Genomic DNA, 26,872 nt, shown 5'->3' with positions numbered 1-26,872 from the left:
CAGAGGCGACCCGCATGGTCGCCTCTGTTATTTTCACGCTCGGTGGTTATAATTGGCACACACTTTTTTATTAAACAAAAGGACATCCCATGAGCCTGAACCAGGTCCCTGCGGGCAAAGAGCTGCCTGAAGATATTTATGTGGTGATTGAGATCCCAGCGAACGCTGACCCAATCAAATACGAAGTGGACAAAGATAGCGGCGCGTTATTCGTTGATCGCTTTATGTCTACTCCGATGTTCTACCCATGTAACTATGGCTATGTAAACCACACCTTATCACTCGACGGTGACCCGGTAGACGTGCTGGTTCCAACACCATTCCCTCTCGTTCCTGGCTCTGTGATCCGCTGCCGCCCAGTGGGTGTGCTAAAAATGACCGACGAATCGGGTGAAGATGCCAAGGTTGTCGCGGTTCCCCATAGCAAGCTGACTAAAGAGTATGATCACGTGAAAGACGTGAGCGACTTGCCTAAGCTACTGAAAGCACAAATCACTCATTTCTTCGAGCGTTACAAAGAGCTTGAAGCGGGCAAATGGGTCAAAGTCGATGGCTGGGAAGATGCCCAAGCGGCAAAAGACGAAATCTTGTCTTCATTTGAACGCGCAAAGAAGTAATGCTGTTTCATCAATGAAGATAAAGGCCCGCTATTTGGCGGGCCTTTTGCTATCTATTTAATCTCAAATTGATACAGCAGATCGACCGCTTGATCCACCCCTGATACCGCTTCTACATACAGATCTTTCATTAATCGGTAACGCACGGTAAACACGCCAATCGCGTCAAAAATTCCCACGCCGTATTTCACTTCTAGATCCGGTAAAATATAACCGGATACTTCGACCTTTTGCTCATCACCGGCGCCGGCAGTATCAACCGTCAGATCGTCCACACCAAACGCCTGACCAATCTCTCCGACGAGTTTGCCGCTTTGCGCTAAACCGATGCCAATAAGCATCGACGTCATATTGGCATCCCCCGCGCCCGCATCTAAAGCTCGGCCACGCAATAAGTAAGACAAGGCATTGGCTTGAGAGCCAGCAGGATCCATGAAGATATCGGCGACGGGATCGTCTGCTGGGCCACTTAACCGAATACCCGCAATCACATCGCCTTCCATTCTGGCTGGATTGCGAATGGCCTCGACTTGCAAATACGGCTGATCAGCAGGGCCATTAAATAAGATCTCCCCTTTACGGATAATCAAATCTTGCCCAAATGATCGGTAGGTCCCTTCCAACAAGCTCACGTTGCCGACAATCAAGGCGCCTTTGCGGTTGTTCTTAATGTTAAGTTCACCTGCCAAGCGCGACTTCAAACCAAACGCCGCCAGCCGAACTTCATCACCAAGCACTAAGCGCACATCCGTGACCAAATTAAAGGGAACCGCATCTTTTTGTTCTGCATCTTCAGGCTCATAGTTTTGATTGAGGATCACCGTATCATCCGACACAGTGATGGCCGACTCCGGTAAATTCTCCACCTCGATCTGCCCCCAGGGCACACGAATATCGCCTCTAATCACAACATCATTAGGAGTGGCTGAGACGGTGAGATCTGGCGCGACATCGAGGCGCACCATCGGCGGGACATTAACGCGCAATGTGTCACCTGAGACATTCAAACCAAACTGCCAATCATCGACACGGGGCCACTGGCCACTCCCCTTCAGCACCAAGGTTCCATCGGGCGTCACCAGTTCCCCGTTGATTTGCCCTTGTTGTCCATCAAGGGTTAATGCGAGTTGACCGTCGTCTACGTCAACCGGTGACGATAAACCTTTCACACGTAACGCACTGACGCTGACCCCACCGTGTACTTGCGGTAAAGTGAGGGGACCTTCAATCCGTAAATTGGCATTTACCTCACCATTAATATCAGCTTGCTTATCATTGCCTAATAAGGGCTCTAATTTGGCTAGCTGTACAGCATTGATGGTGAGATCACCGGTCACGGTGCGCGTGGAAGTCAGTAAATCCGTAAGGGTAAATGCGGAGGCAACCGTTCCTCCGTCCTCCAACGTTAACGCAAGCGCCCCTTGTAGTTGATTATTCTGCCAACGCGCATCAAGGTTTGCGTGTTGCCACCCCAGCACTAAAGGTGTCTCTTTTTGCTGTTGTATCTTTCCCTCACTCACATCGATAGAGGCTTTCACCGTTGGGGCTGACTCTGGCTGCCAATGCGCACTTACCGCGGCATTTGCCTGCGTGTCGAGCTGCCAATCAGGCGGAAAGAAAGCGGCAATTTGGCGAGTATCAAACCCGGTAATATTCACGGTTGCCTCACCTTGCTCTCCTAAACGCGCAGGACGAGGAAGACAAACTTGAGTCGCTTGCCACTGCCAACAATGCTCGCCAACCTCGGTTTGCATATTGGCGAAACTAAACGCAATGGATGCCGCACTTTGCTGCACAATGTCGCCAAGTTCTTCCACGTTCACCGATGTATCGAGTAATTTTCCTTGCCAGCCTGTGTCTCGCGCCAATGCACCTTCAATGCGCAGCGCGCCAGAAGCCGGTGCCCCTTGCCAGCGCAAATCCAGCTGATGTGCGGCTTCATCACCGCGCACGGTTAAATCGAGGTTATCTAAACGCGCGGTTTGATAGCGCCCGCCCAATACCGACACCGTCAAATCACCACCCAAGCGGTCTTTTACGGCCAGATCACCGTCTACCGTCAGCTGATTAATGCGCACATCTTGCCAACGCAGCTGCTTAGCATGGAGTGCCAACTTTGCGGTTGGCTGCGCAAACGGCCCACTCAATCGTGCATCCCCGCGGATCACACCAGTGAACATGGGCAAGGATTGCGATAAGTCAGCAATATCGACCGACAGTCCCATTTGCCACTCATCACGCACTTGCCCTTGTGCCGTGACGTGATTGGGACCATGCGACAGCGTCAGTCCCGGCGTCGACACGCTCGGCTGGCCATCGCCATCACGATCGTGCGCATTGAGCGCGCCCGCGACCGCTAGCGGCAGTTTTTGCAACTCGCCATGCACCACCAACGTGGGCACCGAGACATCCCAGCCGCCTTGGGCGGTTAAGCGGCCACGGTGGCTGATTGCACCGGTTAAATTCCCCGTCACCTCTGGCCATTGCTGCTGAGGTTGAATGTTGGCAAAGCCTAACTCAGCTTGCCAAAATGGCACGCTGGACCAATCCACGCTAGCACGGCCAGCCACCTTGCCTCCGAGCGTGTTGGCCTCCAGCTGCGAGAGGGTCAGCGCCGTCAGGCTGCCTTGGCCGGCAAGATTCAGCTGTGTTTTCGGCACCTCGGGGCCGTCGACCTCGGTTTGTAACCTAAGCTGATAGTCGGAAAAATCGCCATCCGCACTGAATTGTAATCCGTGCAACGCTACGATCTCGTCCCCCGTCAGAGGCCAAGTGATCTGGTCACTATTCAGTTGCAAGACAAAGGGTAAGTCCGCAGCCAGCAGATTGGCCTCGCTGTTAAGCTGAGCATTCACTGGGCCGCTTGCCTTAGCGCTTACTTCCAATACAGCCAAGCTTCCTGAGGCAGACAGGGACAAGGCTTGTCCTTGGAGCGGCGCCAAGTTTGTAGTCAACTGGGACTGCAATGTCAGTGGATAGTTACCTTTTAGCAAGATATCGCCAGAAACCCTAACTGTCCCCTGCGGCGCGGCCAGCGAGAAATCATCAATCGTCACCGCACTGCCTTTGACCCCTCCAGACAGAACCAGCGAGGAGAAGGTTTGCACCGTGCCGGCGTCAATACGGGTATCTCGCAGCCTGAGTTGCTTAACGTCAATATTCAGCGGCACGTGGAGGGTCGGTAAACTTAGCCCCGGATAATCAAAGGGGGGACTCGATACTTCGCCATCGGGTTTACCAACCGCGTGCTCGGTCTTTGCTTGCTCAGTGCCTTCCGAGGGGAGCGTGACCACCAACTTCTGCCACTCAGTGGGCGATAACGTCAAGGTATCTCCCTCAAAATGCACCCCACCTTGGAGTTGCTGCCAGTCAATCACCTGCCCCGCAACTTTCATCGCCACGTCATTGAGAGCAAACGTATTAACATGGATCGGTAACGGCGCTTGGATCATAGACGTGGACGGTTCCGCGGGGGGAGCGTCACCGCTTGGCGGAATATTCAGATCCAGCGTTACCCCTTCAGCGGCCAGCTTATCAACACAGATCTCTGGGGTAAGTAGGCACTTACCATCAATAGAAAGTGCTAGGTATTTTGCTTGTAGTTCAACTTGCGCATCTTGGTAACGGAGGCCATGTAACTCAAATCCCGTTAATAAACCGCCCTCAGCGTCTTCCAGTGTTAGCGCAGGCAGCGCTTTTTGCGCCCCCCAAACACCCACTTGTAAACCCATTGGGGTAAATAACGTGACTGACACCAAGCCCACCAGGACAAAAGTGAGCATGAGTACAATAAACGTTAGCCTGACTAACCAACGACTCATAATTCAGGCCCTAATGTTAAATGCACGCGAAAATCGTCGTCATCATTATCAAGACCATGTGCGACATCTAAACGAATAGGCCCAACTGGTGACGACCAGCGAACGCCTGTTCCTGCTGCACGCTTCCACGATAATTCACTCGTCCAAGCATCCCCCGCATCGGCAAACAATGCCCACCACCAGTTACCGCCTAACCGATACTGATATTCCAAGGTGCCGGTTAACATGTAGCGTGCCCCGCTAAGCTGACCACTATCATCTTCGGGAGAGACGGTTTCGTAGGCATAACCGCGAATACTGTTATCCCCCCCGGCGAAAAAGCGTAAAGAGGGCGGTGCTTCACTGAACTCTTCGGAAATCAGCGCGCCACCGTCGACGCGTAACAAGCCGCGATGGTTTTTATTGAGGCTACGAATCCATGCACTTCTGCCTTGCAGACGGAACAGGCTAATATCGGACAGCCAGATAGGATCGGCCGCTTCCAATGTAATCGATTGTTTGTCTCCCCAATGCGGCATTAACCCCCCACGTGCACGCGTGCGGGTAAAGTTGATACCCGGAAGGATCACGCTAACGATGTCTTCATCTTGCCCTTGCGTATAGTTTTCATATAACCAACGTAGCGATACGCTGCGCTGCCAACCGGTATCATAAAGCCAGTGTCGAGACACAGAAGTCGTCGCTTCGAGGCTAGACGTATCTCGTTGCTCCGTGCGTTTTAAACCCAGCTGGACTTGATAGTATTCACGTGACACATCCTCTAAAGGGACCTTGTAGGTGGACGTGAATGTTTGTTCAGGCTGAGATATAGCCAAAGAGGTGGAAATGCTATGTCCACGCGAATTGTACCAAGGCTTACGCCAGTTAAACTTCAGCCGTGGACCAATGTCCGTAGAATATCCTAAGCCCGTCTCAAACTTATTGCGTGCGTCGGGTGTCAGGGTCACCCTAATAGGTACTTCGGTGCCTTCAGCCTCTTCCATATCAGCTTGCACCAAGGCACTGGCAAACCAGCCTGTATTAGCTAGTGCTTGGTTGAAGGCCCCCAATTCTGTCACTTGATACGGATCACCAGGAGAAAAGTCGCGCAGTGTATCGAGACGTTTGAGTTGGATCTGTGAACCTTGATAACGGATTGCGCCAAAATGATAACGTTTACCACTGGCAAAATGCAGATGAATAAAAGCCTGCTGGCGTTCTGGCGCAATATCGAGGCGTGTTTGCGTAAAACGGCCATCAAAATAGCCTTTCTTCACCGCCAAACTTTTAATCTGACTTTTCAGTGATTCATAGTCACCGTGATTAAGCCGTTTACCCGGCTGTGGCCCATTGGCTTTGAGCGAATGAAAATCATCGTCCATCGCCGCTTCGCCTTCAAAAACCACATCTACCTGTGCCACCTTTACCGGCTTCCCAGGAGTTACTGATACGACAAGGGTCTCGTCTTCTGGGCCTTGGAGTTTAATCTTGGGTTGATAATATCCCACGGCTTGGAGCGCTTGGCGCACATCGCGTTCAACACGGGCGGTAAAGCGATAGGACATCTCTCGCTCTTCAGGAGAAATAGCTGCAAGATAGGTTTCCACATTTTGTTGCACTTCTCCTTCTAGCCCTTGGATCTCAAAATCAAGGTTAGCGCTGGCCCAACAGGGCAGCAGTAAAAAAGCGAACGCAATAAGGGGAAGTCTATGTATTTTCATGCAATGAGAACCATTACCAGGGTGTCGCTCGACAAAATTGATGATATCTTGCCATATTACGCGCTGAGCCGAGCTCGATGCTAGCATCAATCACTTCGGTCCACACCCAACGTTGTTTCGTATAACCTGTGACGCTTTTAATCACAGCAATATAAGGATCCCTATGTCGATGCAATCTTCCTTTAACCAACCCAACAATCCGATTGCAGATCGCTCTGATGCGATCATTCCATCTGCACCCCATTCGGTATTCGGACAGCCTATCACGGTAACGCCAGCCGACGGTCAAAAACAGGTCATTTTTGGTATGGGCTGCTTTTGGGGAGCAGAACGCAAATTCTGGCAACAACCAGGCGTCGTCATGACGTCTGTCGGCTACAGCGGTGGCGTGACACAACACCCTCGCTATCAAGATGTAAGCACCGGCCAGACGGGTCACGCTGAAGTCGTGCACGTGATCTTTGATCCTAATGTCACCAGCTTAGACGACTTATTGACGGTCTTTTGGGAAAACCACGATCCTACGCAAGGATTACGTCAAGGTAACGATGTCGGCCCACAATACCGCTCAGCCATTTACTATTGTGACCCTGCGGATAAAGCTAGCGTCGAAGCAAGTCTCGCTACTTATCAGGAGGCACTGAGGAACGCGAGCAAACCGGATGCCGTAACCACAGAGATCGCACCAGCCGGGGCTTATTTCTTAGCTGAAACCGATCACCAGCAGTATCTACATAAAAACCCGCAAGGTTACTGCGGCTTAGGTGGCACCGGCGTTTGCTTCCCACCTCAATAAGCTTACGGAAAGCAAACACAGACATAAAAAAACACGTCGGCTAGACGTGTTTTTTTGCTTCAGGCATTGTTAGGCACTCAGTGCCATGGCTTTAATTTCTTTATTAATCTCAGTCATGACTGAGAGTGCGCGCCTATCACTGTGCCCGGGCGGCAGTAAACGCCCACCATCAAACTCAAACGCGCCGACACCTTCAATATAGAGTCGGCCCTTAAAAAATCGTTTCACATACCGCGCAATCTGCGTTGGTCGATATTGACGAAAGATGCGAAGCATAAGGAGCCCTTTCTTTTTCTCAACAGAGTCTGATTAACAGACCGAAACAGTAACAATGTGCTTTCACCGTTTCGCAGTGAATCGTGTTACCACCATGGAGAGCAGAGTATTATCTGGCCTTCTCCGCGTTGTTTACTTAAGCAAGCAAAGTGCCACCTTACTCTGATGGCAAGTACAGAATTAGAGCCTATCCAACACTAAAAGTTCCCTCGACGAGATCAATCCTCACGGCGCTCAGTGGCGCTCTTTGGATAAAACTCCGATCTTGCGCACGGATTCACCCTAGATACTTGGCACAAATCACCGTCTGACGTAACCATAGATAACTTGGCACCTGATGCCAAACAATGACAACAGACATGGATGATTGATAATGAAAAAAACCACCCTACTCGCTCTCACCTTTGCGTTATTTACTGGCGTCAGTTGGGCGCATACGCTCCAAAATGGTGCTCCCTTGCCCGATGCCAGCGTCGCTGAACACGGCGAGCTGACGTTGAATGGCGACGACATCGTCTATCAAGCGTGGCAAACCGACCAGTTGCCAGGCAAGGTGCGTGTTATCCAAGCCATTGCCGGGCGTAGCAGTGCCAAAGAAATGAACGCACCTTTGATGGAAGCGATTACAGCCGCTGACTTTGACGACGCTCGTTATCAAACCACCACCATCATTAATCAAGATGATGCCATGTGGGGAACGGGAGGCTTTGTTAAATCCTCTGCCGAAGACAGTAAGCGGGATTTCACATGGTCATCAATTGTGCTGGACGAAAACGGCAATGTCGCAGAGGCATGGCGCTTAAAAGAAGAAAGCTCGATGATTGCCGTGTTGGACGATAAAGGCACCGTACGCTTTGTCAAAGAAGGCAAATTAAACAAAGATGAAGTGGATCAAGTCATAAGCTTAGTCACACAGCTCGTCAATCAATAACCGTACGCGGGCCTTGCCCGCGTTTATATTCGACACTTGGCGTCGATGATGATAATTGTTATGTTATCACATTACCTATCAACCTCATGGACGTCTGGATGACTCGGCGAGTGCTCGTCAACCTGCTATTTGTACTGGTGCTTAGCCAAGCCGGACTATGGGCTCACCACCACGTCGACACCTTAGTGCCGACACATCACAGTGAGCACTGTGGTGCCTGCCATCTTGTCCCACCGGTGGTACTGGCTTCTAGTATCGTGACACCGACCCCCATTTATGCCGTCAATACCATCACAGTCTGGTCAAAACCGCAGCAAGCTTGTCGCACAGCCATTGCCTTTTCGGCACGAGCTCCACCTAGTCGAATAAATGCCTTCATTATTTAATTCATTTATTCATTAGGAGAACACCATGAAAGCTCGTTTTTACCCCAGTGTTATCACCCTGGCCATGGCAACGGCCTCTATGGCCACGTTGGCCGAAGAGGCCAGCTATCAGTCATTTGATGCTCATGTACACGGTGAAGTCACCGCAAGCCTCGCCCAAGACGGAGAGCGCGTACTGATTGAACTGACTGCGCCCGGGCATGATGTGGTCGGCTTTGAACACTCACCGAAACATGCCACCGAGCAACAAGCCCTTGAGGATGCCTATGCCCTACTGCGCGAGGGGGAAAAACGCTTCCAGCTTGCCGAGGCGGCCGATTGCCAGCTCGTCGATGCCAAGGTCACCAGCAGTTTTGACGACCATAAGCATGACCACGAACATGAGCATGAGCATGAGCATGAGCATGAGCATAATAGTATTCACGGTGAAGATGGCGAAGATGGCCACGCCCATCGTGACGGTCGCGATGGCAGAGACGGCAAAGATGCCCATCATGAGGAACATGGTGATCACAACCACCATGATCACGAAGGACATCATGATCACCATGACGATCATCATGGGCATGATCACGGTAACCACAATACCTTATCAGCGAACTACCAATTCATTTGCCAAAACCCGCAAGCCTTCACCGAATTGAAAACTGATTGGTTTAATCTATTCCCTAATACAGACACCATTAAGATTCAGGCCTTTACCGATGATAAGGTCTGGGTAGACACCTTGAATCGTGCCAAGTCGCACATCCAGTGGTAGTGAACAAGGAGGCGGGGCGTATACTGCGCCCCTGTCAGGCATGATAACCATCGAACAACTGCGTTTTACTTGGCCTGGTCAGCCGCAACCGATCATTGATATCGATGCGTTTGCGCTCAATGACGGCGAGCATGTTTTTTTACAAGGTCCCAGCGGCAGTGGTAAATCCACCCTGCTAAGCTTGATTGCGGGCATTCATACCCCGCAGGCGGGAACACTGACCGTCAATCACCAAGCACTGACGGCTCTGAACGATCGCCAGCGTGACCAATTTCGCGCCAACCATATTGGTTATATTTTCCAGCAGTTTAATCTGCTGCCCTATTTATCGGTGATCGATAATGTCACCGTCCCACTGCGTTTTTCTCACGCGCGGCGTCAGACACTGACTCAATCGCCTCATCAAGAGGCCGCCAGCTTGCTCGATCGACTGGGCTTGCCAGCAAGCTGCTACCATCAGCCTGTCACCGCATTGAGTATTGGCCAACAACAACGGGTCGCGGCGGCGCGGGCGCTGATGGGGGCACCGGCGTTGATCATCGCTGACGAGCCCACTTCCGCACTTGACGCCAACACCCGCAATGCCTTTATTCGCTTACTACAAGATCGATGCCGCGAGGCTAACAGCAGCTTATTGTTTGTCAGCCACGACAGCCAATTGGCGCACTTATTTGACCGAGATGTCTCGCTTCCCGCGCTTAATCGCGCCATACACCGCGAGGAGGCCAACCAATGATTTCACTATTAGGATTGGCCGGGCAAAGTCTGAAGAACCGCCGTGCCACCGCACTGCTTTCTTTGCTGACCGTCACCATCGCTGTGGTGCTTTTACTCGGGGTGGAGAAAGTGCGCACTCAAGCCAAGGCGAGTTTTGCGAATACCATCTCGAACACCGATTTAATTGTGGGTGCCCGCTCAGGCCCGATCAATTTACTGCTCTACTCGGTGTTTCGTATTGGCAACGCCACCAATAATATCGGCTGGGACAGTTACCAGCGCCTTCGTGAGCACCCGGATGTGAGTTGGACCATTCCGATTTCACTGGGCGATTCCCACCGTGGTTTTCGGGTGGTCGGCACCACCAATGATTACTTTTCCCATTACCAATATGGCCAAAAGCAGCCACTGGCTTTTCGCCAAGGCAGTCAATTTGGGGGCTTATTTGATACCGTGATTGGCGCTCAAGTGGCGAAAGAACTGAGCTACACCATAGGGGATAACGTGGTGATCGCGCATGGACTGGCCGACAAAGGCTTTAACCAACACGATAATTTACCCTTTACGGTCACCGGGATCTTGGCCCCCACCGGCACGCCCGTCGACCGAAGTGTGCATGTGTCACTTGAGGCCATAGAAGCGATTCATGTCGGCTGGGAAAGTGGTGCACGACTGGGCCAAGGTCTCACCCAAGCCCAAGCCCAAGCGCAGCAGCGCGAGCTACAACCCGAACAACTGACCGCGGTAATGGTGGGACTAAACAGCAAAATCAAAACCTTTGCCGTCCAGCGCTGGGTCAACACCTATCCGCGCGAGCCATTAACGGCCATTATGCCCGGCATTGCCTTGCATGAGTTATGGGGGATGATGCGTGTTGGCGAGCAAGCGCTCTTGGTGATCTCTGGCTTTGTGGCCGTCGCGGGGCTGTTGGGCATGCTCTCAAGCTTACTCACAAGTCTTAACGAACGTCGTCGAGAAATGGCGATTCTGCGAGCAATGGGCGCGCGTCCTTTGCATATTATTTTGCTTTTGGTCAGTGAAGCGGTCGCGATCACCCTCGCTGGGATCGTCTTTGGCGTGCTACTGCTTTATGGTGGACTCGCGCTGGCACAACCCTATATTCTCAGTGAGTTTGGCTTATTCTTACCGCTCGACTGGCCGTCCTCTTATGAGCTTTCATTGATGGCCGGAGTGTTAGTCGCTGGCTTTATCGTGGGATTAATTCCGGCTTGGCGCGCCTACCGACAGGCGCTCGCCGATGGAATGACAATTAAGGTATAACAGATGAAAAAACGAATAATGCTCGGGCTTATTGCCTTACTGAGCGGTGTTTTGAGCTCGCCTACATGGGCGAGCAGTGAACCACTCACGCTGGATTGGATTGATTTGGTGCCTGAGCATGAACGCGCTCAGTTTGATAGCCGGGGTATGCCAGATATCAGTCACCATAGTGAGAATCCACAAAGCTTGGTTGGCTCGGTTCGCCCAGAGCTCAACAACAGCCAAGTCAAAATTCCCGGCTTTGTGATCCCACTAGAGGGGGATGACAAAGTGGTGACTGAATTTTTACTGGTGCCCTTCTTAGGGGCCTGTATCCATGTTCCGCCACCTCCCCCTAATCAAATTGTTTATGTAAAGTTTACCGGTGGCGCGCCGATTCAACAGTTATGGGATGTGGTCTATGTCGAAGGGACGTTAAAAACTGAACATATTAGCCATGATTTAGCAGAAGTGGGCTATGTACTCCAAGGCTCGGCGCTAACAGACTATGATGATGGCTAATTTCCCACTCAATCAGTGAACCGGATCGTCGCACCTAAGATTGTCAGGCAATATAATGAGACAAGATTGCTAAGGCGCCGATGTAGACAGCTATCAGCACGAGATTGATGGGGTTGGGTTTTTGCCTTCGCACACGCGTCCCTACACTTGATTATTAACACTCATAATGTTAACAAATTTAATCATTAATTAACATATTTGCCAGCATTAAATTTTGCTGACAATCAGTGTGAGAGCAGCATGGCAGAGCAAGAAAAGCCCGTGGTTATCGACGTCCCGCAAGAAAAGCGTCGTCAGCAAAAAGATCATGCCTATCAAGAAGACGCTGATCTGCGCGGCAGCAAAGGACGCTTAAAAGCGATTGCCAGTGAGTATCACGTCGATGCTCGCCTACAAGAGGTCGAGCAAGAAGATCTGGCTCACCGCAGTGCTAACCGCCAACGCCAAGTGATGCAAAAACAGCAGGCGAATCTCGAAGCTATCATCGCCCACACCTATGACCACTGTCATAACGAAACGGCCCAAACGCCCGATCCAGATTGGCTGGTGCGTTTCTTCGATTTAGCGCGCAATATTCATGGCCATGCCATGCAACAGTTATGGGCGAAGATCCTACGACAAGAAATGTTGCGTCCAGGTAGCACCTCGATTAAAGCACTCACGCTGTTAGAAACCATGACCCAGCGCGAAGCACAAGCACTGCAACGCGCCTGTGCACTGTCCAGTACCTTTGGACAAGACAGCACTAAAAAGCTAGTCACCGGTTTTCGTCGTCGCCAAGGTTTGGTGCAACTGCTGCGCCCCGAGCCGCCCCACAAGCTCACCCTAGGTCACTACCAACTGTCTTATACCGACTTAATGCTGCTGATGGATTTGGGGCTGATCCTGCGCACCGAGCTAGAATCCGGCGTGATTGAGATGCAGCCAGCGATGCCGTTTAAACTGCAAGACACCCAATATATGCTCACCCCACTCCACAAAGGGATGCGCCTGTATTATTACCGCTTCAGTCCCACCGGCCATGAGCTCGCCAAGCTGGTCGGCAAGCGCGTGCATACTGATTATCATCATGCGGTTTGTGAGTTACTCGCCGAGGGCTTTGAGATGCACAGCGATGTGGGTGATACGGTCAACACCCACGCTTAATCCAGAGGCGAGCCCAGCACCCCGCGCTCACGCAATACACGAAAACAGGTCGCCACATGCTCAGCGACACTCTGCTCGCCGGTTAAATGGATGGCCGGTATTTGCGGCGGCTCATAATCTGACGAGATACCGGTAAACGCAGGGATCTCGCCCGCACGTGCTTTTTTGTAGAGCCCTTTCGGGTCACGCTGCTCACACACCGCCAGCGGCGTATCGACAAAGACTTCGATAAACTGCCCATCAGGCAAACGCTCGCGCACCATTTCTCGCTCCGCGCGGAACGGTGAAATAAAGGCACTCAAGACAATCAGGCCCGCATCGGTCATCAACTTGGCCACTTCACCAATCCGGCGAATATTCTCGCGCCTGTCTTGATCGGAAAAGCCCAGATCGCGACATAAACCATGGCGAATATTATCGCCATCCAGCAAATAGGTATGGTGCCCTTCGGCCACCAAGGCCGCCTCTAGCGCGCCCGCGATGGTCGATTTGCCCGAGCCAGACAAGCCGGTAAACCAAAGCACTACAGGTTGCTGCTGTTTTTGTTCGCTGCGCTGGGCTTGATCAACATGATGCTGATGCCAAATCACATTGGGATCGGTTGGCGCAGATACAGTGTCAGTCATGAAAGTCTCCGCAATTTCGTTGGCCACGCCATAATTAAGAGGCCACCGGCGTTAAAGGAAAAACAATCGGTAACAGGGTGAGCACCACCGCGGAATACACCACAGATAACGGTAATCCCAGACGCAAATAATCACGCAGCTGGTAATTGCCCACGCTATATACCAATAAATTGGTTTGATATCCGTAAGGGGAAATAAAACTGGCACTGGCGCCAAACAGCACCGCCATCACAAAGGGCATAGGATCCACCCCATACCCTAGCGCCAAGCTATAGCCCAGCGGGAAAGCCAGCGCCGCCGCGGCATTGTTAGTGATAAGCTCGGTCAGCAACAAGGTCAGCAAGTACACCGCCACCAACGCCCCTATCGCGCCACCTGCGGCAAACGTCGCCATAAACCAATCACTAAAGCGCGCCGACAGCCCTGACGCCAACATCAACTGTGCCAACGTCAGTGCCGCGCCGACAATCACCACCACTTCAACCGGAAATCGGCGTTGTAAATCGTGCAAGGAGATAATGCCGGTGACCAGCAACACCACCAAATAAGCGGCTAAGCCATTAAGCAGCGGTATCGGGGTCAGCAAGGCAGCGCCAATCACCGCGACAAATCCCGCCAGTACCGCAACGCTTTTGCGCTCGGAAAGACGGGTACTGGCTTCCAAGCCATTAAAGAGCACGAACTCACGCCGTAACGCTTGGCTGTCTTGGCGAAAGGTTTTGCCCGGCACCAACACCAGCGTATCGCCGGCATGCAAAGGAATATTGCCCAGTCCCCCGTCGAGTTTTTCATGGCCGCGGCGAATGGCGACCACCACGGCATCAAAGGTCTCGCGAAAACGGGCGGCTTTGAGGGTTTTGCCACAAATGCTGGCGCTGTGGCTCACCACCACCTCAATCAAATTTTGCCCATCGATGTGATGCTGGCCGAACAAGGTCAGTCCTGGGATCTCTTGCAAGGTCGCAACACTTTCCACATCGCCAGCAAACTGCAACTTATCACCGGCCAATAACGGTGTATCCGGACACACAGGCGCAATCACCCCATCTTGGCGATGAATTTCGGCCAAGTACAAGCGACGTAATGCCCGCAAGCCATTGTCTGCCACACTTTGTCCACATAAGGGCGAGTCGGCAGCTAGCCGTGCTTCAAGTACATACGGCAAGCTTTCCTCTTGTTCACCATCATGGCGTGGCAACCGATAGCTGAACGGAATTAACACCAACAGCCCCGCCACCAGTGCGGCGGCACCGATGGTTGTCGGCGTGAAAAAGCCCAAACTGGGTAACCCCGCACGCTCAACAAAGCTATTCACAATTAAATTGGTGGATGTGCCAATCAGCGTCAGGGTGCCACCGAGAATGGCGCTGTATGACAATGGGATCAAAAGCTGCGAGGGCGAGTGGCGCCGGTTACGCTTGATCGCGCCAATCATGGACACCACCACCGCGGTATTATTAACCAGCGCCGACAGTAGCGCACTCGCGATCCCTAATTTAGCAATCACGGTGGGTAGCGCGCCGTGCGACGCCTGTCGGGCGACCCAGCTGGTCAGATGGGTTTTCTCCAACGCACAAGAAACCAAAATCAGCAATACCAAGGTCAGCAGTGATGGCGCAGTAAAGTTCGCCGTCAACGCTTCAACCGAGGTGAGCCCGGTTTGGAACGCCACAAACGCGGCCCCGGCAAACAAGAGCACAGGCTTTATGCGGGTGAGCACCAAGCCGGCGACAATCGCTACCAGCAAGGTGAGTACCGTGGTTTCCTGCCAACTCATCGTTTATCCCAGTTGACGTAGATCCCGCGCTTGCCAATGCGGAAAGTGCTTGCGGATCAACTGGTTTAGCTCAAGCTCAAACGCTGAGAACGACGAGGTGGTTTGCGACTGCGCCTCAGCCACATGGCGGATCATGCCCGCGCCGACCGTCACATTGGTGAGGCGATCAATCAAGATAAAGCCACCGGTATTCGGGCTATCATAATAGGTATCCAGCGGCACCGCTTCGCCCAGGGTCAGGGTGCAACGACCAATACCATTGAGCGGCAAGGTGTCTGCGTCATGGGTGTTAAGCGTATTGACATCGACCCCATACGACAGCGCCTCAACCTGCGCCGAGGTTTTCTTGCTGGCCAACTTAATCTCGTATTCGCGCCCCGGAGCCAGTGGGGTTTGCGTCATCCACACCACGTCGGCGTCAAATCGTTGCCCCACCGCGACGTCATCGTCCGCTCGCACCAAGAGATCGCCACGCGAGATATCAATTTCTCTATCTAAAGTGAGGGTGACCGCTTGACCGCTAAAGGCAAATTCACGATCACCGTCAAAGGTGACGATGCGCGCGACCTTCGCGGCAAGCCCAGAGGGGAGTACCTTAACCTCATCGCCCACATGCAACTCGCCACTGGCAAGGGTGCCGGCGTAACCGCGAAAGTTCAGATCTGGTCGATTGACATACTGCACCGGAAAACGGAATGCGCCCGTCCCGCGCGATTTTTCAATGTCGATGGCTTCTAGCTGGCTGAGTAGCGGCTCGCCTTGATACCACGCCATTGCGTCACTGGCATTGACCACATTGTCGCCTTCCAGTGCCGACAAGGGCACCATAGACACCGACAAGCCGGGGTTGAGCTGATCGGCAAACGCCAAATATTGCTCTTGGATTTCATTAAATCGGGCTTGGCTATATGCCACCAAATCCATCTTGTTCACCGCTACCACAAAATGCTGAATACCCAGCAAGTTAGCGATGTATGAATGGCGGCGGGTTTGATCCAAGATGCCGTGGCGGGCATCAATTAAGATCACCGCCACATCACAGGTCGACGCACCGGTAGCCATATTACGGGTGTACTGCTCATGGCCTGGGGTATCGGCAATGATAAACTTACGTTTGGAGGTGGAGAAATACCGGTACGCCACATCAATGGTGATCCCCTGCTCACGCTCGGCTTGCAGGCCGTCTACCAGTAACGCCAGATCGGGTTTCTCGCCCGTGGTGCCGACACGCTGGCTATCGGCATGGACCGCAGCCAGCTGATCTTCATAAATCTGCTGCGAGTCGTGCAGCAAGCGGCCAATCAAGGTCGATTTACCGTCATCGACCGAGCCACAGGTCAAAAAGCGCAATAAACTTTTGTGTTGGTGCTGTTGCAGATAACCCTCAATACCCAGATCGGCCACCTGTTGTTGAATTGCTGGATTCATGACTGCTCCTTAGAAATAACCCTGACGCTTCTTGCGCTCCATGGACCCGGACTGATCGTGGTCGATCACCCGCCCTTGACGCTCACTCGAGGTAGCGACCAACATCTCTTCGATGATCTCTGGCAAGGTATTGGCGTGTGACTCTACTGCCCCGGTCAATGGGTAGCAGCCCAGGGTACGAAAACGCACCGATTTATGGGTCACGGTTTCGTCGGGCCCAATCGGCATCCGCGCATCATCCACCATGTACAAGGTGCCATCGCGTTCGACCACTGGGCGCTCGGCTGCTAAATAAAGCGGAACAATGTCGATATTTTCTAGATAGATGTATTGCCAGATATCGAGCTCAGTCCAGTTAGAGAGCGGAAAAACACGAATGCTCTCGCCCGGATTCACTTGACCGTTATAGTTGCGCCACAGCTCTGGCCGTTGGTTCTTCGGATCCCAGCGATGGTTCTTATCACGGAACGAATAGACACGCTCTTTGGCGCGGGATTTTTCTTCGTCCCGACGCGCGCCGCCAAATGCCGCATCAAACTTATGCTGATCCAGCGCCTGCTTTAGCGCTTGGGTTTTCATGATATCGGTGTGCTTGTCGGATCCGTGATCAAAAGGATTGATCCCCTGAGCCATCCCTTCTGGGTTTTTGTGCACAATCAGATCTAGCCCGAGCTCCTTGGCAGTACGATCGCGAAAGGCAATCATGTCGCGAAACTTCCAGTCGGTATCGACATGCAGCAGCGGAAACGGGATCTTCCCGGGGTAAAAAGCTTTGCGCGCCAAATGCAGCATCACTGACGAGTCTTTGCCAATCGAATACAGCATCACGGGGTTATCAAACTCCGCCGCGACTTCCCGCAGTATATGAATGCTCTCGGCTTCTAACTGCTGGAGGTGAGTGAGTGTTTTTGCATCCATCCTAACTATCCTTTAAGCGAAGTTAACCACAGCGGTGGGAGCTTGCGTGGGGTCGGCATCGCTTACCGCGCGCCCCTCGCCAAACCATGTCAGCTGACCGGCGAGTGCCGCCACTTCGCCCACCACAATAAGCGCGGGCGACGCAGCTTGTTCCGCCAGCGACGGTAAGTTGTTGAGTTGACCGGTAAAGACTTTCTGCTCCGGACGCGTGCCGTTTTCAATCACCGCCACAGGGGTGTCCGGCGATCGGCCGTGAGCCATCAGTTGGCTTTGAATATGGGCAGATTTCATCAATCCCATATAAATCACCAAGGTCTGACGCGGGCGCGCTAACGTCGCCCACTCCAAGGTGTCTTGTTCTTTTTTCAAATGACCGGTAATGAACAGTGCGGTCTGGGCATGATCGCGATGGGTGAGCGGAATACCGGCATAGGCCGTCGCCCCCGCCGCCGCAGTGATCCCGGGCACCACTTGAAACGAGACACCGGCGTTGGCAAGGGTTTGTAATTCCTCACCACCACGGCCAAACATAAAAGGATCGCCCCCTTTTAAGCGCACCACCCGTTTTCCGGCTTGAGCATGCTCGACCAACAGACGATTGATTTCGTCTTGGCTCACACTGTGGTAGCTCGCACGTTTGCCCACACAAATCAGCTCCGCATCTCGGCGGCACAGCTCCATAATCGGTTCAGCCACCAAGTAGTCGTAAAGCACTACATCGGCTTGCTGCATCAACTGCAACGCGCGCAAGGTCAATAACCCAGGATCCCCCGGCCCGGCACCAATCAACGCCACTTCGCCTTGGGTGGTGATTTGTCCACTAAGCTGCTCCAGCGCTTGCTCGGCTTGCTGGTGTTTGCCTGCCGCGACTAAATCGGCAAACCGCCCACTAAAAGCGGCCTCCCAGAATTTGCGCCGGCCCGTTAAGGTCGGAATACGCGCTTTCAGTTTGTCGCGAAACGCACCCGCCATTGCCGCCATTTTGCCAATATGTTGCGGCACTAGGGTTTCAATTTTTTCTCGTAACATCCGCGCCAATACCGGTGCTTTGCCGCCCGACGAGATAGCAATGATGATGGGGGAGCGATCAACCAAAGAAGGGACAATAAAGCTGCATTTAGGGGTATCATCAACGACATTGACTAAGATATTACGGCTATCAGCGGCAGTGGAGACCAGCTCATTGACGAGGGCATTGTCAGTCGCCGCAATCGCCAGCATCTTTCCGTCCAGGTGATCGGGACGAAACGCCTCACGCAATACCGTCAGCTTTCCTTGCGCTTGCGCCTCCGCAATTTCACGGTCGACGTCAGGGGCAACGACAGTGACGGCCGCACCCACCTTGAGCAACATGCGCGTTTTGCGCCATGCGACTTCGCCGCCACCTACCACGAGGCAAGGACGATGTTTAAGCTGAGCAAAGAGGGGGAGATAATCCATGATCGCGCATTCCCTTGATGACAATGCAGCCACTATATCGCCCAGCAACTATTACCTGAAATTCTATAAATTCATTTTTTATTCTTTTTTGTGATTAAAAGTCGTGTATTTATCCGCTGAAAACCCTCACGTCCATCTACCACGCAATGATGACGGTCTCAAAATGCCGCTTTCATCAACACTCAATTCCGACAAAATGACAGAAGCCGATCAAGGCCACAGCTTTTGTCATAATGTAAGTTGCATAATGGCGCCGCTTGATACCTGACGCACACTTTTTTACTGGAGATTTTGTTATGCGTTTGATGCCTTCTGCGGTCGCTACAGCGGTAGTTGCCGGCCTGCTTGCTACCTCTGGCAGTGCCTTTGCCGACACCGTCAATTTACGTGTGATTGAAACCACTGACATTCACACCAACGTGATGGACTACGACTACTACAAAAACAAGCCCTCGCAAAAAATCGGCTTGGTCCGCGCCGCCACTGTGGTGAAACAAGCGCGTGATGAGGCAAAAAATGCTCTTTTGGTCGATAATGGCGACCTGTTGCAAGGCAGCCCGATGGGCGATTACATGGCCAGCAAAGGTATCAAACCCGGTGAAGTGCATCCGGTATATAAAGCGATGAACTTGCTCGATTATGAAGTGGGCAACATTGGCAACCATGAGTTCAACTACGGCTTAGCGTTCTTAAAAGAGTCGATTAACGACGCCAACTTCCCGTATATCAACGCCAACGTGTTTGATGCAGAAACTGGCGAGCACTACTTTGACCCGTATTTAATTAAAGAATACCAACTCAAAGATGAAGACGGTGACAGCCATACCATCAAAGTCGGTTACATCGGCTTTGTCCCGCCGCAGATCATGACTTGGGATAAAGCGAACCTTGAAGGCAAAGTGATAGCCAAAGACATTAAACAAACCGCTGAAAAACTCGTTCCAGAGATGAAAGCCAAGGGTGCCGATGTGGTGGTAGCCATTCCACACTCTGGCGTCTCTCAAGCACCGTATAAAGCGATGGCTGAAGACTCTGTCTATTACCTCTCAGAAGTCGATGGTATTGACGCGATTGCCTTTGGTCACTCACACGCGGTATTCCCAAGCGATGATTTTGCCAATATTCCCGGTGCCGATATTGAAAAAGGCACCATCAATGGCGTGGCCAGTGTGATGGCCGGTCGCTGGGGCAGTCATGTTGGCGTGATAGATTTGAATCTCGAGCAAGTCGATGGCCAGTGGCAAGTGGTGGATAGTGAAGCGCATGCTCGCCCTATCTTTGACCGGGCCAGCGGCAAAGCGTTGGTCGATGCCGATAAAGCCCTACTCAAAGCCGTTGAAAAAGATCACAATGCTACTCGTGAGTTCGTTAATCAGCCAATTGGCCAAGCCAATGATGTGATGTACTCCTATTTGGCATTGCTCCAAGATGACCCCACCGTACAGATTGTTAACTTGGCACAGCAAGACTATGTCGAGCGTATGATCCAAGGCGATCCCGACTTAGCAGAGCTACCGGTACTGTCTGCTGCCGCGCCTTTTAAGGCCGGTGGTCGCAAAAACGATCCGAGCAACTTTACCGAAGTAGAAGCCGGCCAACTGACGTTCCGTAACGCCGCCGATCTTTACCTGTATCCAAATACCTTGGTCGCACTGAAAGTATCTGGTGATGAGTTAACACAATGGCTGGAATGCAGCGCCGGTCAATTTAACCAAATCGACCCCAATGCGAAGCAGCCTCAGACGCTAGTGAACTGGGACGGATTCCGTACTTACAACTTTGATGTGATTGACGGGGTAGAGTATCAAATTGATATCACTCAACCCGCGCGTTACGACGGCGATTGTAATGAAGTGAACCCAGACGCATCACGCATCGTCAATCTCACTTATCAAGGCAAACCGGTTGCCCCTGAGCAAACCTTCTTGGTGGCGACCAATAACTATCGCGCTTATAGCGCGAAGTTCCCAGGTACCGGCAGCGATCATATTGCCTTTGCCGCGCCGGATGAAAACCGCACCGTGGTCGCCAACTACATCAACCGCGTAAGTGATGAAAAAGGCCAAGTCACGGTGAGTGCTGACAACAACTGGTCCATCGCCCCAATAAAAGGCGATGCCATCGTGCACTTTGAAACCTCACCCAGCGAGAAAGCCGCGCAATTTATTGAGCAAAAAGGCCGCTGGGCGATGACGAAAGCCGGCAAAGATGACGTTGGCTTCGCGGTCTATCGCGTCAATTTAAGCCAGCCTCGCCAATAAATAGCCTGCACAATAAATAGTCTTTGAATACCGCAGCTTGTCTGCGGTATTTTTTATTTTTAATCAGGAGGACGTCGTATGGAATGGCAACGGGCAACCTTTGACACATTGGATACTCGCACTTTATTCACACTGATGAAATTGCGTGTCGATGTGTTTGTGGTCGAGCAGGCGTGTGCTTATCCAGAGCTAGACACACATGATACCGCACCAGACACCGTGCATTTACTGGGCTGGCTGAATGGCGAGCTGGCCGCCTATGCTCGTATTTTGGCGCCGGACACAAGTTACCCAGGTGCCAGTATTGGCCGCGTGATCATTGCCCCCGCTCATCGCAACGGACGTTGGGGACATCAGCTCGTCAACCAAGCCATTCAAGCTTGCCAACAGCAATGGCCAGAGCAGGATATCGAGATTGGCGCTCAAGAGCACTTGCAGCGCTTTTATCAAAAACATGGTTTTGTGGCGTTTTCCGAGCCTTACTTAGAAGACGGGATCCCCCATATTGATATGCGTTTATCAGTCAGTGATGCATCCGCCGTTTAAACAAAAAAATCCCGCTCAAGGAGCGGGATTGACGGTCATTAGGATTAATTCGCTGTAATAGCGATTATTTTGTCAGGCGGAATCGCTGCATGGTGGTTTGCAGTGACTGTGCCAATTGGCTGAGCTCACTACAGGCTTGCGCCGTTTGATCGGCGCCACCAGCCACTTCTTGTGACGAATCATTGATGCGCTCAATATTACGGCTAAGCTCGTCTGCGACAGAATCCTGCTCACCACAGGCACTGGCGATTTGCATCCCCATGTCGGCGATGTTTTCGACCGACGTTTCAATACCACGTACCAACTGTTGCGCCTGATCGCCCTGTTCAACACATTGCTCAATGCTCTCACGGCTTTGCGTGGTGGCATTGCGCGCTTGCGTGGCGTGTTGTTGCAGTTTTTCGATAATGGTGGTGATTTCACCGGTCGAATCTTGAGTACGGCCCGCGAGGGTGCGCACTTCATCCGCGACCACCGCAAAGCCACGACCAGACTCACCCGCACGCGCCGCCTCAATTGCCGCGTTCAAGGCCAACAAGTTGGTTTGCTCGGCAATATCACGGATCACATCCACGACCATATTGATTTGTTTCGACTGCTGATCCAATTCATTCACAGTATCACCGGTTTGACGCATGTCCTCGGCAACTTTACGAATCGAGGCCACCATACCGTCAATGTCTTGTGCGCCCATGCGTGATTGCTCGCTCGCTTCGTTGGCGGCGGTTGATGAGCTTTCGGTGTTCTGTGCCACATCGGCAACGGTAGCCTTCATTTGTGCCATCGCCGTGGCCACTTGTGACACTTCATGTTGCTGACTTTGCATCCCGCTCGACGTTTGGCTAGACACGGCGCTAACTTCTTCTACCGCGCTGCTCAGCTGAGTGACCGCGGCGATCACTTCTTCAATCAAGCGACGCAGGCTGTCTTGCATCGCAATACTTGAGTCAGCCAATTGACCCATTTCATCGTGACCAATCTGGCTGCGATCCAACTGATAGCTCAAATCGCCCTTGGCGATGGCAGACGATTGCTCCATCACTAACCGCAACGGCGTGATGATCGCACGGGTGAAGATAACCGCTACCACAATCATAAAGGCGATCACCGCAAGCAGAACTCCGATAATAGTCATGCTCACCGTGGAAACTTGGCTGAGCATCGAGGTGCGGTTTTTAACGATAAAGCCTTGTGTTAATTCAGACATTTCCGTCAAAGACTTATCTAACTGGCCAAAAGTACCGAACGAGTTCGACAGGGTTTTTTGTGCCGCGGTCAGTTGTCCCGCTTCGACTCTGTCAGGGAAGGCACTGAGCTCTTGATTGTATTGGTCCCAGTGATTTTGAATACGACTGAAAATCGCTTTCTCATCATCGTACCAAAGGCTGTCTTCATACGCATCGAGCGCGCGGCTATAGTCACGCTTCATGACATCGATTTCACCCAAGATTTCACGTCGCTCTGCTGGATCACTAAAGGTGAGGACCGCATACTGGTCTTGGCGGATACGTATCGCCTCTTCGTTGAGGCGCTCGATCTCAAGTACCGCAGGTAGGGTATCGTCAGTAAAGTTGAGCATATTATCGCGCATGCCACTGACTTGGGTGAAAATATAAAACCCAAAGATCGCGACAGCGATACCAATGAGGGAAAAAGCCGCCGTAAACTTTTTACCGATAGATAGATTTTTCAACATGGAAAAGCGAGTCCTCAACAGATTAATGATTAGCGTGTTAATGCCTGGACATCCATGTTGAGGCGGGCTTGCGTGTTTTTCCTACACAACAGCTGAGAATACTAGCACAAAAAATAACCAAAGTGTGACGAAAGACTCATTATTTTTGCAAAAAGTCTGTCATACAGCACTGGCTGACTTGGTAGGCATTCTCGCCCTTAACAGCAACTTATCCCTTTCCCGCCCCAATGATGTAGCGCATTCAGCCGTATTGACTGATTTATAAAAGTAGCTCAAAAATCGTACGGCAGCGACTTAAATCACAAGGTTGCTCAAAAAAGAGACAAGCGAAGACCTGTCTAAGCTAAGCCTTCGGTTGTGTGGAATGTTTCCAGAGACTAACGCTGGCGGGCGAAGCTGCCGTCAGAAAGGCGGAAGTACAGTACAGACTGCCCTTTTTCGGTTTCAATTTGCAAAATATCAAGCGCGCCATTGGATTTACGTTTAAAGCGAATCCATTGCCCAGGCTGGATACGGCTAATCGGCTTTCCTTCCCCTTCAATATTGGCGATGGAATAAAGATCCGTCAGGGCTAAATCATAGTCCCGGAACACCTTGGCCAACGTGTCACCTGACTCAATCTGGTGGCTAATCCAAGGACTCTTTCCGGCAGTTGATTCCGCCTCTGAGGACGTGGAGGTGGTCGCTGACGGCGGTGCTTCGTCCGATGATGTCGGCAAGTTTGAATCGGCATTGATCGCGACCGGTTGGCGCACCTGAGGTGATGGCGCTGTCGGTGAAGGGCTGGGAAGTAACGTCAACACCAACACGACCGGGCCCAGCACCATCAGTAGTCGTCGATGCAAACGAGGGAGACCCAGCCATATTTGCTTGGTTCGCTTCAAGCACAGTGTGATCTTTTTTAAACTGGATCGCTTTTCCAATATGGCGGTCACTTGATCTCGCCATCCAGCACGCAGTTTGTTCCAGTGCGAACGCATTGCTGTTAACTTCATTGCCACTCCGCGCATGTTTTGTTGTTTTGACCCATCTTAGACGACTTTTTGGCACAAAAGTTTACCCACGAAACCATCACCTGTTATCCTTTCACACTTTATTGACGCAAAAAAGAGAGACGTTATGTCTGACGTACAACTGGAAACCATCGAGCAGAAAGCCAGCTATGGTATTGGCCTACAAATGGGCCAGCAGCTCGCAGGTAGTGGCCTAGAAGGCTTACATGTTGATGCCATTGCAAAAGGCATCAGCACCGCGCTGGCTGGTGAAATGCCAGAGATTGAAATTGACGACATCAATAACGCACTGCGTGAGCTTCACACAAAAGCGGAAGAAGTACGTCAAGAGGCTGCAAAAGAACAAGCCGCTGAAGGCGATACCTTCCTAGCAGACAATGCTAAACGTGATGAAGTCACCGTCACCGAGTCAGGCCTACAGTACGAAGTGCTGGTAAAAGGTGATGGAGAGATCCCAACCAGCGATAAGCAGGTGCGTGTTCACTATCACGGTCAATTGGTTGATGGCAGCGTGTTTGATAGCTCAGTCACTCGTGGTGAGCCGGTTGAATTCCCGGTGACTGGCGTCATCAAAGGCTGGGTTGAAGCGCTGCAAATGATGCCGGTTGGCTCTAAGTGGAAGCTGTATGTCCCACAAGATCTTGCCTACGGCGAGCGTGGTGCGGGCGCAGCCATTCCTCCGTTTGCCGCCCTTGTCTTTGAAGTTGAGCTACTCGACATCCTGTAATAGCTGATTGAATACAAGCGCCAAATCAGGAATGAAAAAAGCGATGCCTCGGCATCGCTTTTTTTCTTTTAATCCCGCGTTATTGCACGTATTCACGTGGGTTAACCGCGCCCCACCAGCTATAGATTTCTGGGAAAATCACATCCGCATTGGTCTCATACTCTACCGCACCAATGGTTTTATCCCCTTGCTGACCGAATAGCACCACCTCATCGTTGGGGGCCACCTGATCCGCAATATCAGTAATATCAACCATAATGGTGTTCATTGAGGCTACCCCGACGACAGGCACACGATGGCCCTGAATAAGCACATCGGCATCATTACCCATTTTACGTGGGAAACCATCCGAATAGCCGACCGGTAAATTGGCCAGAATAGAATCGCGCTCCAAGGTATAAGTGCTGTCATAACCAACCGTGCTGCCCGCGGGTAAATGATGCACAGAGGCCACCTTGGTCTTAAAGCTCATGATGGGCGGAAACTCTCGATTGGTTGGCTGATCGCCATACAAGGCACCGCCAGGGCGAACCATATCAAAATGGCCCTCTGGCACGTTTAGGGTGACAAACGAATTCGCGGCATGCAGCAAGACATCTTCACGTTTCAAGTCGGCCTGTTCAATCAACCACTCACTGTTGGTTTTAAATTGTCCTAACTTGCTGCGCACATAATCGGCTTCGTAGTTAGGAAAGTGCGTCATGATACCGACCACGTTAAAACGCGGGTCAGTGGCAATATCCAACGCGACTTGCTTACCCGACTCCTCGTTCATCTCGATGCCATTGCGCCCCATTCCACCGGCATTAAACGCCATATGGACCGGAATGGTAATATCATGTTTATCAGCAAGCTGACGCATTTGTTCGGCTTGCTCTGCCGACCCAATCAGCTCTTGCATATTCAATGCTAAGGCGCTCTCCATTTCCTGTAAGGTCGCGGTGCGCACACGCATGATCTCGCCGGTAAAGCCGCCTTCACGCAAGGTCCGTGCTTCTTCATTACTGGCAATGCCAACACAATCAATGCCACTGGCAATCACCGTGGGTAAAAGGCCAGCAATGCCATTGCCATAGGCATCGGCTTTCATTACCACACAAATCTTGGTGCCTTCACTGACTTGCTGCTGCACGCGTTGAATATTGTCGCCAAAGGTGGAGGTGCTCACTTCTAGCCAGCCGTTGCCATGCCCCATGTAACGATTACCTGTATCAGGCGTCGACGGCGTAGGCGAGGTGTAATCCATGACGGCAGGTGCCCCAAGGGCAACGACACCGGCGACGGCAAGCGCCACTAAAGAGAATTTTTTGTTCATAAGCTTCACTGTTGGTCACATAAATGGAGCATCCGTGACGTGTTGAAAATAAAAGCGTCGCACTTCTATTTGTGCCTCCTGGCATTGCGCGCTGTTTATATCACAGAACACTTCACGGCTGACGAGTCACTCAATAAAAAAGATAGACAAGTTCCACGTGTTTGAACAAAAAAACGCCACCCTACGGTGACGT

General features: G+C 51.9%; 23 protein-coding genes. 12 read left to right on the top strand and 11 right to left on the bottom strand.

Annotated elements, in window-relative coordinates; all coding sequences use genetic code 11:
• The first annotated feature begins 89 nt into the window (after positions 1 to 89).
• Positions 90 to 617 (top strand): inorganic diphosphatase, encoded by a 528-nt coding sequence (gene ppa / locus BUQ98_RS12560; RefSeq protein WP_074214125.1) that lies wholly within the window; start codon positions 90 to 92, stop codon positions 615 to 617.
• A gap of 53 nt (positions 618 to 670) precedes the next feature.
• Here the strand turns inward: ppa and BUQ98_RS12555 are convergent, their stop codons facing one another.
• Positions 671 to 4,438 (bottom strand): autotransporter assembly complex protein TamB, encoded by a 3,768-nt coding sequence (locus BUQ98_RS12555; protein WP_074214124.1) that lies wholly within the window; start codon positions 4,436 to 4,438, stop codon positions 671 to 673.
• A complete protein-coding gene (locus tag BUQ98_RS12550; protein ID WP_074214123.1) occupies positions 4,435 to 6,138 on the bottom strand; it encodes an autotransporter assembly complex protein TamA in 1,704 nt (567 codons plus the stop codon). Before BUQ98_RS12550 ends, BUQ98_RS12555 begins: the two co-directional genes overlap by 4 nt.
• 163 nt (positions 6,139 to 6,301) lie before the next feature.
• On the opposite strand from BUQ98_RS12550, the gene msrA reads away from it, so the two are divergent.
• A complete protein-coding gene (msrA, locus tag BUQ98_RS12545; RefSeq protein ID WP_074214122.1) occupies positions 6,302 to 6,934 on the top strand; it encodes a peptide-methionine (S)-S-oxide reductase MsrA in 633 nt (210 codons plus the stop codon).
• Positions 6,935 to 7,003: 69 nt separating this feature from the next.
• Here the strand turns inward: msrA and BUQ98_RS12540 are convergent, their stop codons facing one another.
• Complete coding sequence (locus tag BUQ98_RS12540; protein ID WP_074214121.1) at positions 7,004 to 7,210, bottom strand: DUF1107 domain-containing protein; 207 nt, start codon at positions 7,208 to 7,210, stop codon at positions 7,004 to 7,006.
• 373 nt (positions 7,211 to 7,583) lie between these two features.
• Here BUQ98_RS12540 and BUQ98_RS12535 point away from each other — a divergent pair, with 373 nt between their 5' ends.
• The 7 genes from BUQ98_RS12535 to BUQ98_RS12505 all read left to right on the top strand — a co-directional run bounded on the left by BUQ98_RS12535 (position 7,584) and on the right by BUQ98_RS12505 (position 12,932).
• Positions 7,584 to 8,141 carry a YtfJ family protein gene (locus BUQ98_RS12535; RefSeq protein ID WP_074214120.1) on the top strand — a complete coding sequence of 186 codons (558 nt, stop codon included), beginning with the start codon at positions 7,584 to 7,586 and terminating at the stop codon, positions 8,139 to 8,141.
• A 98-nt stretch (positions 8,142 to 8,239) separates the two neighbouring features.
• On the top strand, positions 8,240 to 8,527 hold the full coding sequence (locus BUQ98_RS12530; protein WP_074214119.1) for a hypothetical protein: 288 nt from the start codon (positions 8,240 to 8,242) through the stop codon (positions 8,525 to 8,527).
• A 25-nt stretch (positions 8,528 to 8,552) separates the two neighbouring features.
• Positions 8,553 to 9,287 (top strand): ZrgA family zinc uptake protein, encoded by a 735-nt coding sequence (locus BUQ98_RS12525; RefSeq protein WP_074214118.1) that lies wholly within the window; start codon positions 8,553 to 8,555, stop codon positions 9,285 to 9,287.
• A 40-nt stretch (positions 9,288 to 9,327) separates the two neighbouring features.
• A complete protein-coding gene (locus tag BUQ98_RS12520) occupies positions 9,328 to 10,023 on the top strand; it encodes an ABC transporter ATP-binding protein (protein WP_074214117.1) in 696 nt (231 codons plus the stop codon).
• A complete protein-coding gene (locus tag BUQ98_RS12515) occupies positions 10,020 to 11,285 on the top strand; it encodes an ABC transporter permease (protein WP_074214116.1) in 1,266 nt (421 codons plus the stop codon). Before BUQ98_RS12520 ends, BUQ98_RS12515 begins: the two co-directional genes overlap by 4 nt.
• A gap of 3 nt (positions 11,286 to 11,288) precedes the next feature.
• Positions 11,289 to 11,786, top strand: coding sequence for a DUF3299 domain-containing protein (locus tag BUQ98_RS12510; protein ID WP_074214115.1), 498 nt, complete (start codon positions 11,289 to 11,291; stop codon positions 11,784 to 11,786).
• A 240-nt stretch (positions 11,787 to 12,026) separates the two neighbouring features.
• Positions 12,027 to 12,932, top strand: coding sequence for a TIGR03899 family protein (locus tag BUQ98_RS12505; RefSeq protein WP_074214114.1), 906 nt, complete (start codon positions 12,027 to 12,029; stop codon positions 12,930 to 12,932).
• Here the strand turns inward: BUQ98_RS12505 and cysC are convergent.
• The 5 genes from cysC to cysG are packed head-to-tail and all read right to left on the bottom strand — an operon-like array spanning position 12,929 to position 19,121.
• Positions 12,929 to 13,558, bottom strand: coding sequence for an adenylyl-sulfate kinase (cysC, locus tag BUQ98_RS12500; RefSeq protein ID WP_074214113.1), 630 nt, complete (start codon positions 13,556 to 13,558; stop codon positions 12,929 to 12,931). The genes BUQ98_RS12505 and cysC overlap by 4 nt on opposite strands.
• A 34-nt stretch (positions 13,559 to 13,592) precedes the next feature.
• Positions 13,593 to 15,335 carry an SLC13 family permease gene (locus tag BUQ98_RS12495; protein WP_074214112.1) on the bottom strand — a complete coding sequence of 581 codons (1,743 nt, stop codon included), beginning with the start codon at positions 15,333 to 15,335 and terminating at the stop codon, positions 13,593 to 13,595.
• A 3-nt stretch (positions 15,336 to 15,338) separates the two neighbouring features.
• Positions 15,339 to 16,763, bottom strand: coding sequence for a sulfate adenylyltransferase subunit CysN (gene cysN / locus BUQ98_RS12490; protein ID WP_074214111.1), 1,425 nt, complete (start codon positions 16,761 to 16,763; stop codon positions 15,339 to 15,341).
• Positions 16,764 to 16,772: 9 nt separating this feature from the next.
• Positions 16,773 to 17,681 carry a sulfate adenylyltransferase subunit CysD gene (gene cysD, locus BUQ98_RS12485; protein ID WP_074214110.1) on the bottom strand — a complete coding sequence of 303 codons (909 nt, stop codon included), beginning with the start codon at positions 17,679 to 17,681 and terminating at the stop codon, positions 16,773 to 16,775.
• A gap of 12 nt (positions 17,682 to 17,693) precedes the next feature.
• Complete coding sequence (gene cysG, locus BUQ98_RS12480) at positions 17,694 to 19,121, bottom strand: siroheme synthase CysG (protein WP_074214109.1); 1,428 nt, start codon at positions 19,119 to 19,121, stop codon at positions 17,694 to 17,696.
• A 296-nt stretch (positions 19,122 to 19,417) separates the two neighbouring features.
• On the opposite strand from cysG, the gene BUQ98_RS12475 reads away from it, so the two are divergent.
• Together BUQ98_RS12475 and BUQ98_RS12470 are read left to right on the top strand one after the other, a co-directional pair.
• Positions 19,418 to 21,382 (top strand): bifunctional 2',3'-cyclic-nucleotide 2'-phosphodiesterase/3'-nucleotidase, encoded by a 1,965-nt coding sequence (locus tag BUQ98_RS12475; protein ID WP_074214108.1) that lies wholly within the window; start codon positions 19,418 to 19,420, stop codon positions 21,380 to 21,382.
• A 78-nt stretch (positions 21,383 to 21,460) separates the two neighbouring features.
• A complete protein-coding gene (locus BUQ98_RS12470; protein ID WP_074214107.1) occupies positions 21,461 to 21,928 on the top strand; it encodes a GNAT family N-acetyltransferase in 468 nt (155 codons plus the stop codon).
• 64 nt (positions 21,929 to 21,992) lie between these two features.
• Here the strand turns inward: BUQ98_RS12470 and BUQ98_RS12465 are convergent, their stop codons facing one another.
• Together BUQ98_RS12465 and BUQ98_RS12460 are read right to left on the bottom strand one after the other, a co-directional pair.
• A complete protein-coding gene (locus tag BUQ98_RS12465) occupies positions 21,993 to 23,624 on the bottom strand; it encodes a methyl-accepting chemotaxis protein (RefSeq protein ID WP_074214106.1) in 1,632 nt (543 codons plus the stop codon).
• Between the two features lie 377 nt (positions 23,625 to 24,001).
• The gene (locus BUQ98_RS12460; RefSeq protein WP_074214105.1) at positions 24,002 to 24,619 is read right to left on the bottom strand and encodes a LysM-like peptidoglycan-binding domain-containing protein; all 618 of its coding nucleotides are present in this window, start codon (positions 24,617 to 24,619) and stop codon (positions 24,002 to 24,004) included.
• A gap of 124 nt (positions 24,620 to 24,743) precedes the next feature.
• On the opposite strand from BUQ98_RS12460, the gene BUQ98_RS12455 reads away from it, so the two are divergent.
• Positions 24,744 to 25,364 carry an FKBP-type peptidyl-prolyl cis-trans isomerase gene (locus BUQ98_RS12455; protein WP_074214104.1) on the top strand — a complete coding sequence of 207 codons (621 nt, stop codon included), beginning with the start codon at positions 24,744 to 24,746 and terminating at the stop codon, positions 25,362 to 25,364.
• A 79-nt stretch (positions 25,365 to 25,443) separates the two neighbouring features.
• Here BUQ98_RS12455 and alr read toward each other — a convergent pair whose 3' ends face one another.
• Positions 25,444 to 26,679: an alanine racemase gene (gene alr, locus BUQ98_RS12450; RefSeq protein ID WP_074214103.1), complete on the bottom strand. Its 1,236-nt coding sequence runs from the start codon at positions 26,677 to 26,679 to the stop codon at positions 25,444 to 25,446.
• Positions 26,680 to 26,872: the final 193 nt, after the last annotated feature.

Origin of the sequence: Salinivibrio sp. ES.052 (assembly GCF_900141775.1) — a bacterium.
Classification (GTDB): domain Bacteria; phylum Pseudomonadota; class Gammaproteobacteria; order Enterobacterales; family Vibrionaceae; genus Salinivibrio.
This window is presented reverse-complemented; position numbering and strand designations above follow the sequence as displayed.

What these genes read in the sequence shown, in the direction of transcription:
- cysG (WP_074214109.1), bottom strand. Translation starts at nt 19,121, where the DNA reads ATGGATTATCTCCCCCTCTTTGCTCAGCTTAAACATCGTCCTTGCCTC.
- msrA (WP_074214122.1), top strand. Translation starts at nt 6,302, where the DNA reads ATGTCGATGCAATCTTCCTTTAACCAACCCAACAATCCGATTGCAGAT.
- cysN (WP_074214111.1), bottom strand. Translation starts at nt 16,763, where the DNA reads ATGAATCCAGCAATTCAACAACAGGTGGCCGATCTGGGTATTGAGGGT.
- cysD (WP_074214110.1), bottom strand. Translation starts at nt 17,681, where the DNA reads ATGGATGCAAAAACACTCACTCACCTCCAGCAGTTAGAAGCCGAGAGC.
- BUQ98_RS12515 (WP_074214116.1), top strand. Translation starts at nt 10,020, where the DNA reads ATGATTTCACTATTAGGATTGGCCGGGCAAAGTCTGAAGAACCGCCGT.
- cysC (WP_074214113.1), bottom strand. Translation starts at nt 13,558, where the DNA reads ATGACTGACACTGTATCTGCGCCAACCGATCCCAATGTGATTTGGCAT.
- BUQ98_RS12505 (WP_074214114.1), top strand. Translation starts at nt 12,027, where the DNA reads ATGGCAGAGCAAGAAAAGCCCGTGGTTATCGACGTCCCGCAAGAAAAG.
- BUQ98_RS12470 (WP_074214107.1), top strand. Translation starts at nt 21,461, where the DNA reads ATGGAATGGCAACGGGCAACCTTTGACACATTGGATACTCGCACTTTA.
- BUQ98_RS12460 (WP_074214105.1), bottom strand. Translation starts at nt 24,619, where the DNA reads ATGAAGTTAACAGCAATGCGTTCGCACTGGAACAAACTGCGTGCTGGA.
- BUQ98_RS12520 (WP_074214117.1), top strand. Translation starts at nt 9,328, where the DNA reads ATGATAACCATCGAACAACTGCGTTTTACTTGGCCTGGTCAGCCGCAA.
- BUQ98_RS12475 (WP_074214108.1), top strand. Translation starts at nt 19,418, where the DNA reads ATGCGTTTGATGCCTTCTGCGGTCGCTACAGCGGTAGTTGCCGGCCTG.
- BUQ98_RS12525 (WP_074214118.1), top strand. Translation starts at nt 8,553, where the DNA reads ATGAAAGCTCGTTTTTACCCCAGTGTTATCACCCTGGCCATGGCAACG.
- BUQ98_RS12535 (WP_074214120.1), top strand. Translation starts at nt 7,584, where the DNA reads ATGAAAAAAACCACCCTACTCGCTCTCACCTTTGCGTTATTTACTGGC.
- BUQ98_RS12550 (WP_074214123.1), bottom strand. Translation starts at nt 6,138, where the DNA reads ATGAAAATACATAGACTTCCCCTTATTGCGTTCGCTTTTTTACTGCTG.
- BUQ98_RS12455 (WP_074214104.1), top strand. Translation starts at nt 24,744, where the DNA reads ATGTCTGACGTACAACTGGAAACCATCGAGCAGAAAGCCAGCTATGGT.
- BUQ98_RS12510 (WP_074214115.1), top strand. Translation starts at nt 11,289, where the DNA reads ATGAAAAAACGAATAATGCTCGGGCTTATTGCCTTACTGAGCGGTGTT.
- BUQ98_RS12540 (WP_074214121.1), bottom strand. Translation starts at nt 7,210, where the DNA reads ATGCTTCGCATCTTTCGTCAATATCGACCAACGCAGATTGCGCGGTAT.
- alr (WP_074214103.1), bottom strand. Translation starts at nt 26,679, where the DNA reads ATGAACAAAAAATTCTCTTTAGTGGCGCTTGCCGTCGCCGGTGTCGTT.
- BUQ98_RS12530 (WP_074214119.1), top strand. Translation starts at nt 8,240, where the DNA reads ATGACTCGGCGAGTGCTCGTCAACCTGCTATTTGTACTGGTGCTTAGC.
- BUQ98_RS12495 (WP_074214112.1), bottom strand. Translation starts at nt 15,335, where the DNA reads ATGAGTTGGCAGGAAACCACGGTACTCACCTTGCTGGTAGCGATTGTC.
- ppa (WP_074214125.1), top strand. Translation starts at nt 90, where the DNA reads ATGAGCCTGAACCAGGTCCCTGCGGGCAAAGAGCTGCCTGAAGATATT.
- BUQ98_RS12555 (WP_074214124.1), bottom strand. Translation starts at nt 4,438, where the DNA reads ATGAGTCGTTGGTTAGTCAGGCTAACGTTTATTGTACTCATGCTCACT.
- BUQ98_RS12465 (WP_074214106.1), bottom strand. Translation starts at nt 23,624, where the DNA reads ATGTTGAAAAATCTATCTATCGGTAAAAAGTTTACGGCGGCTTTTTCC.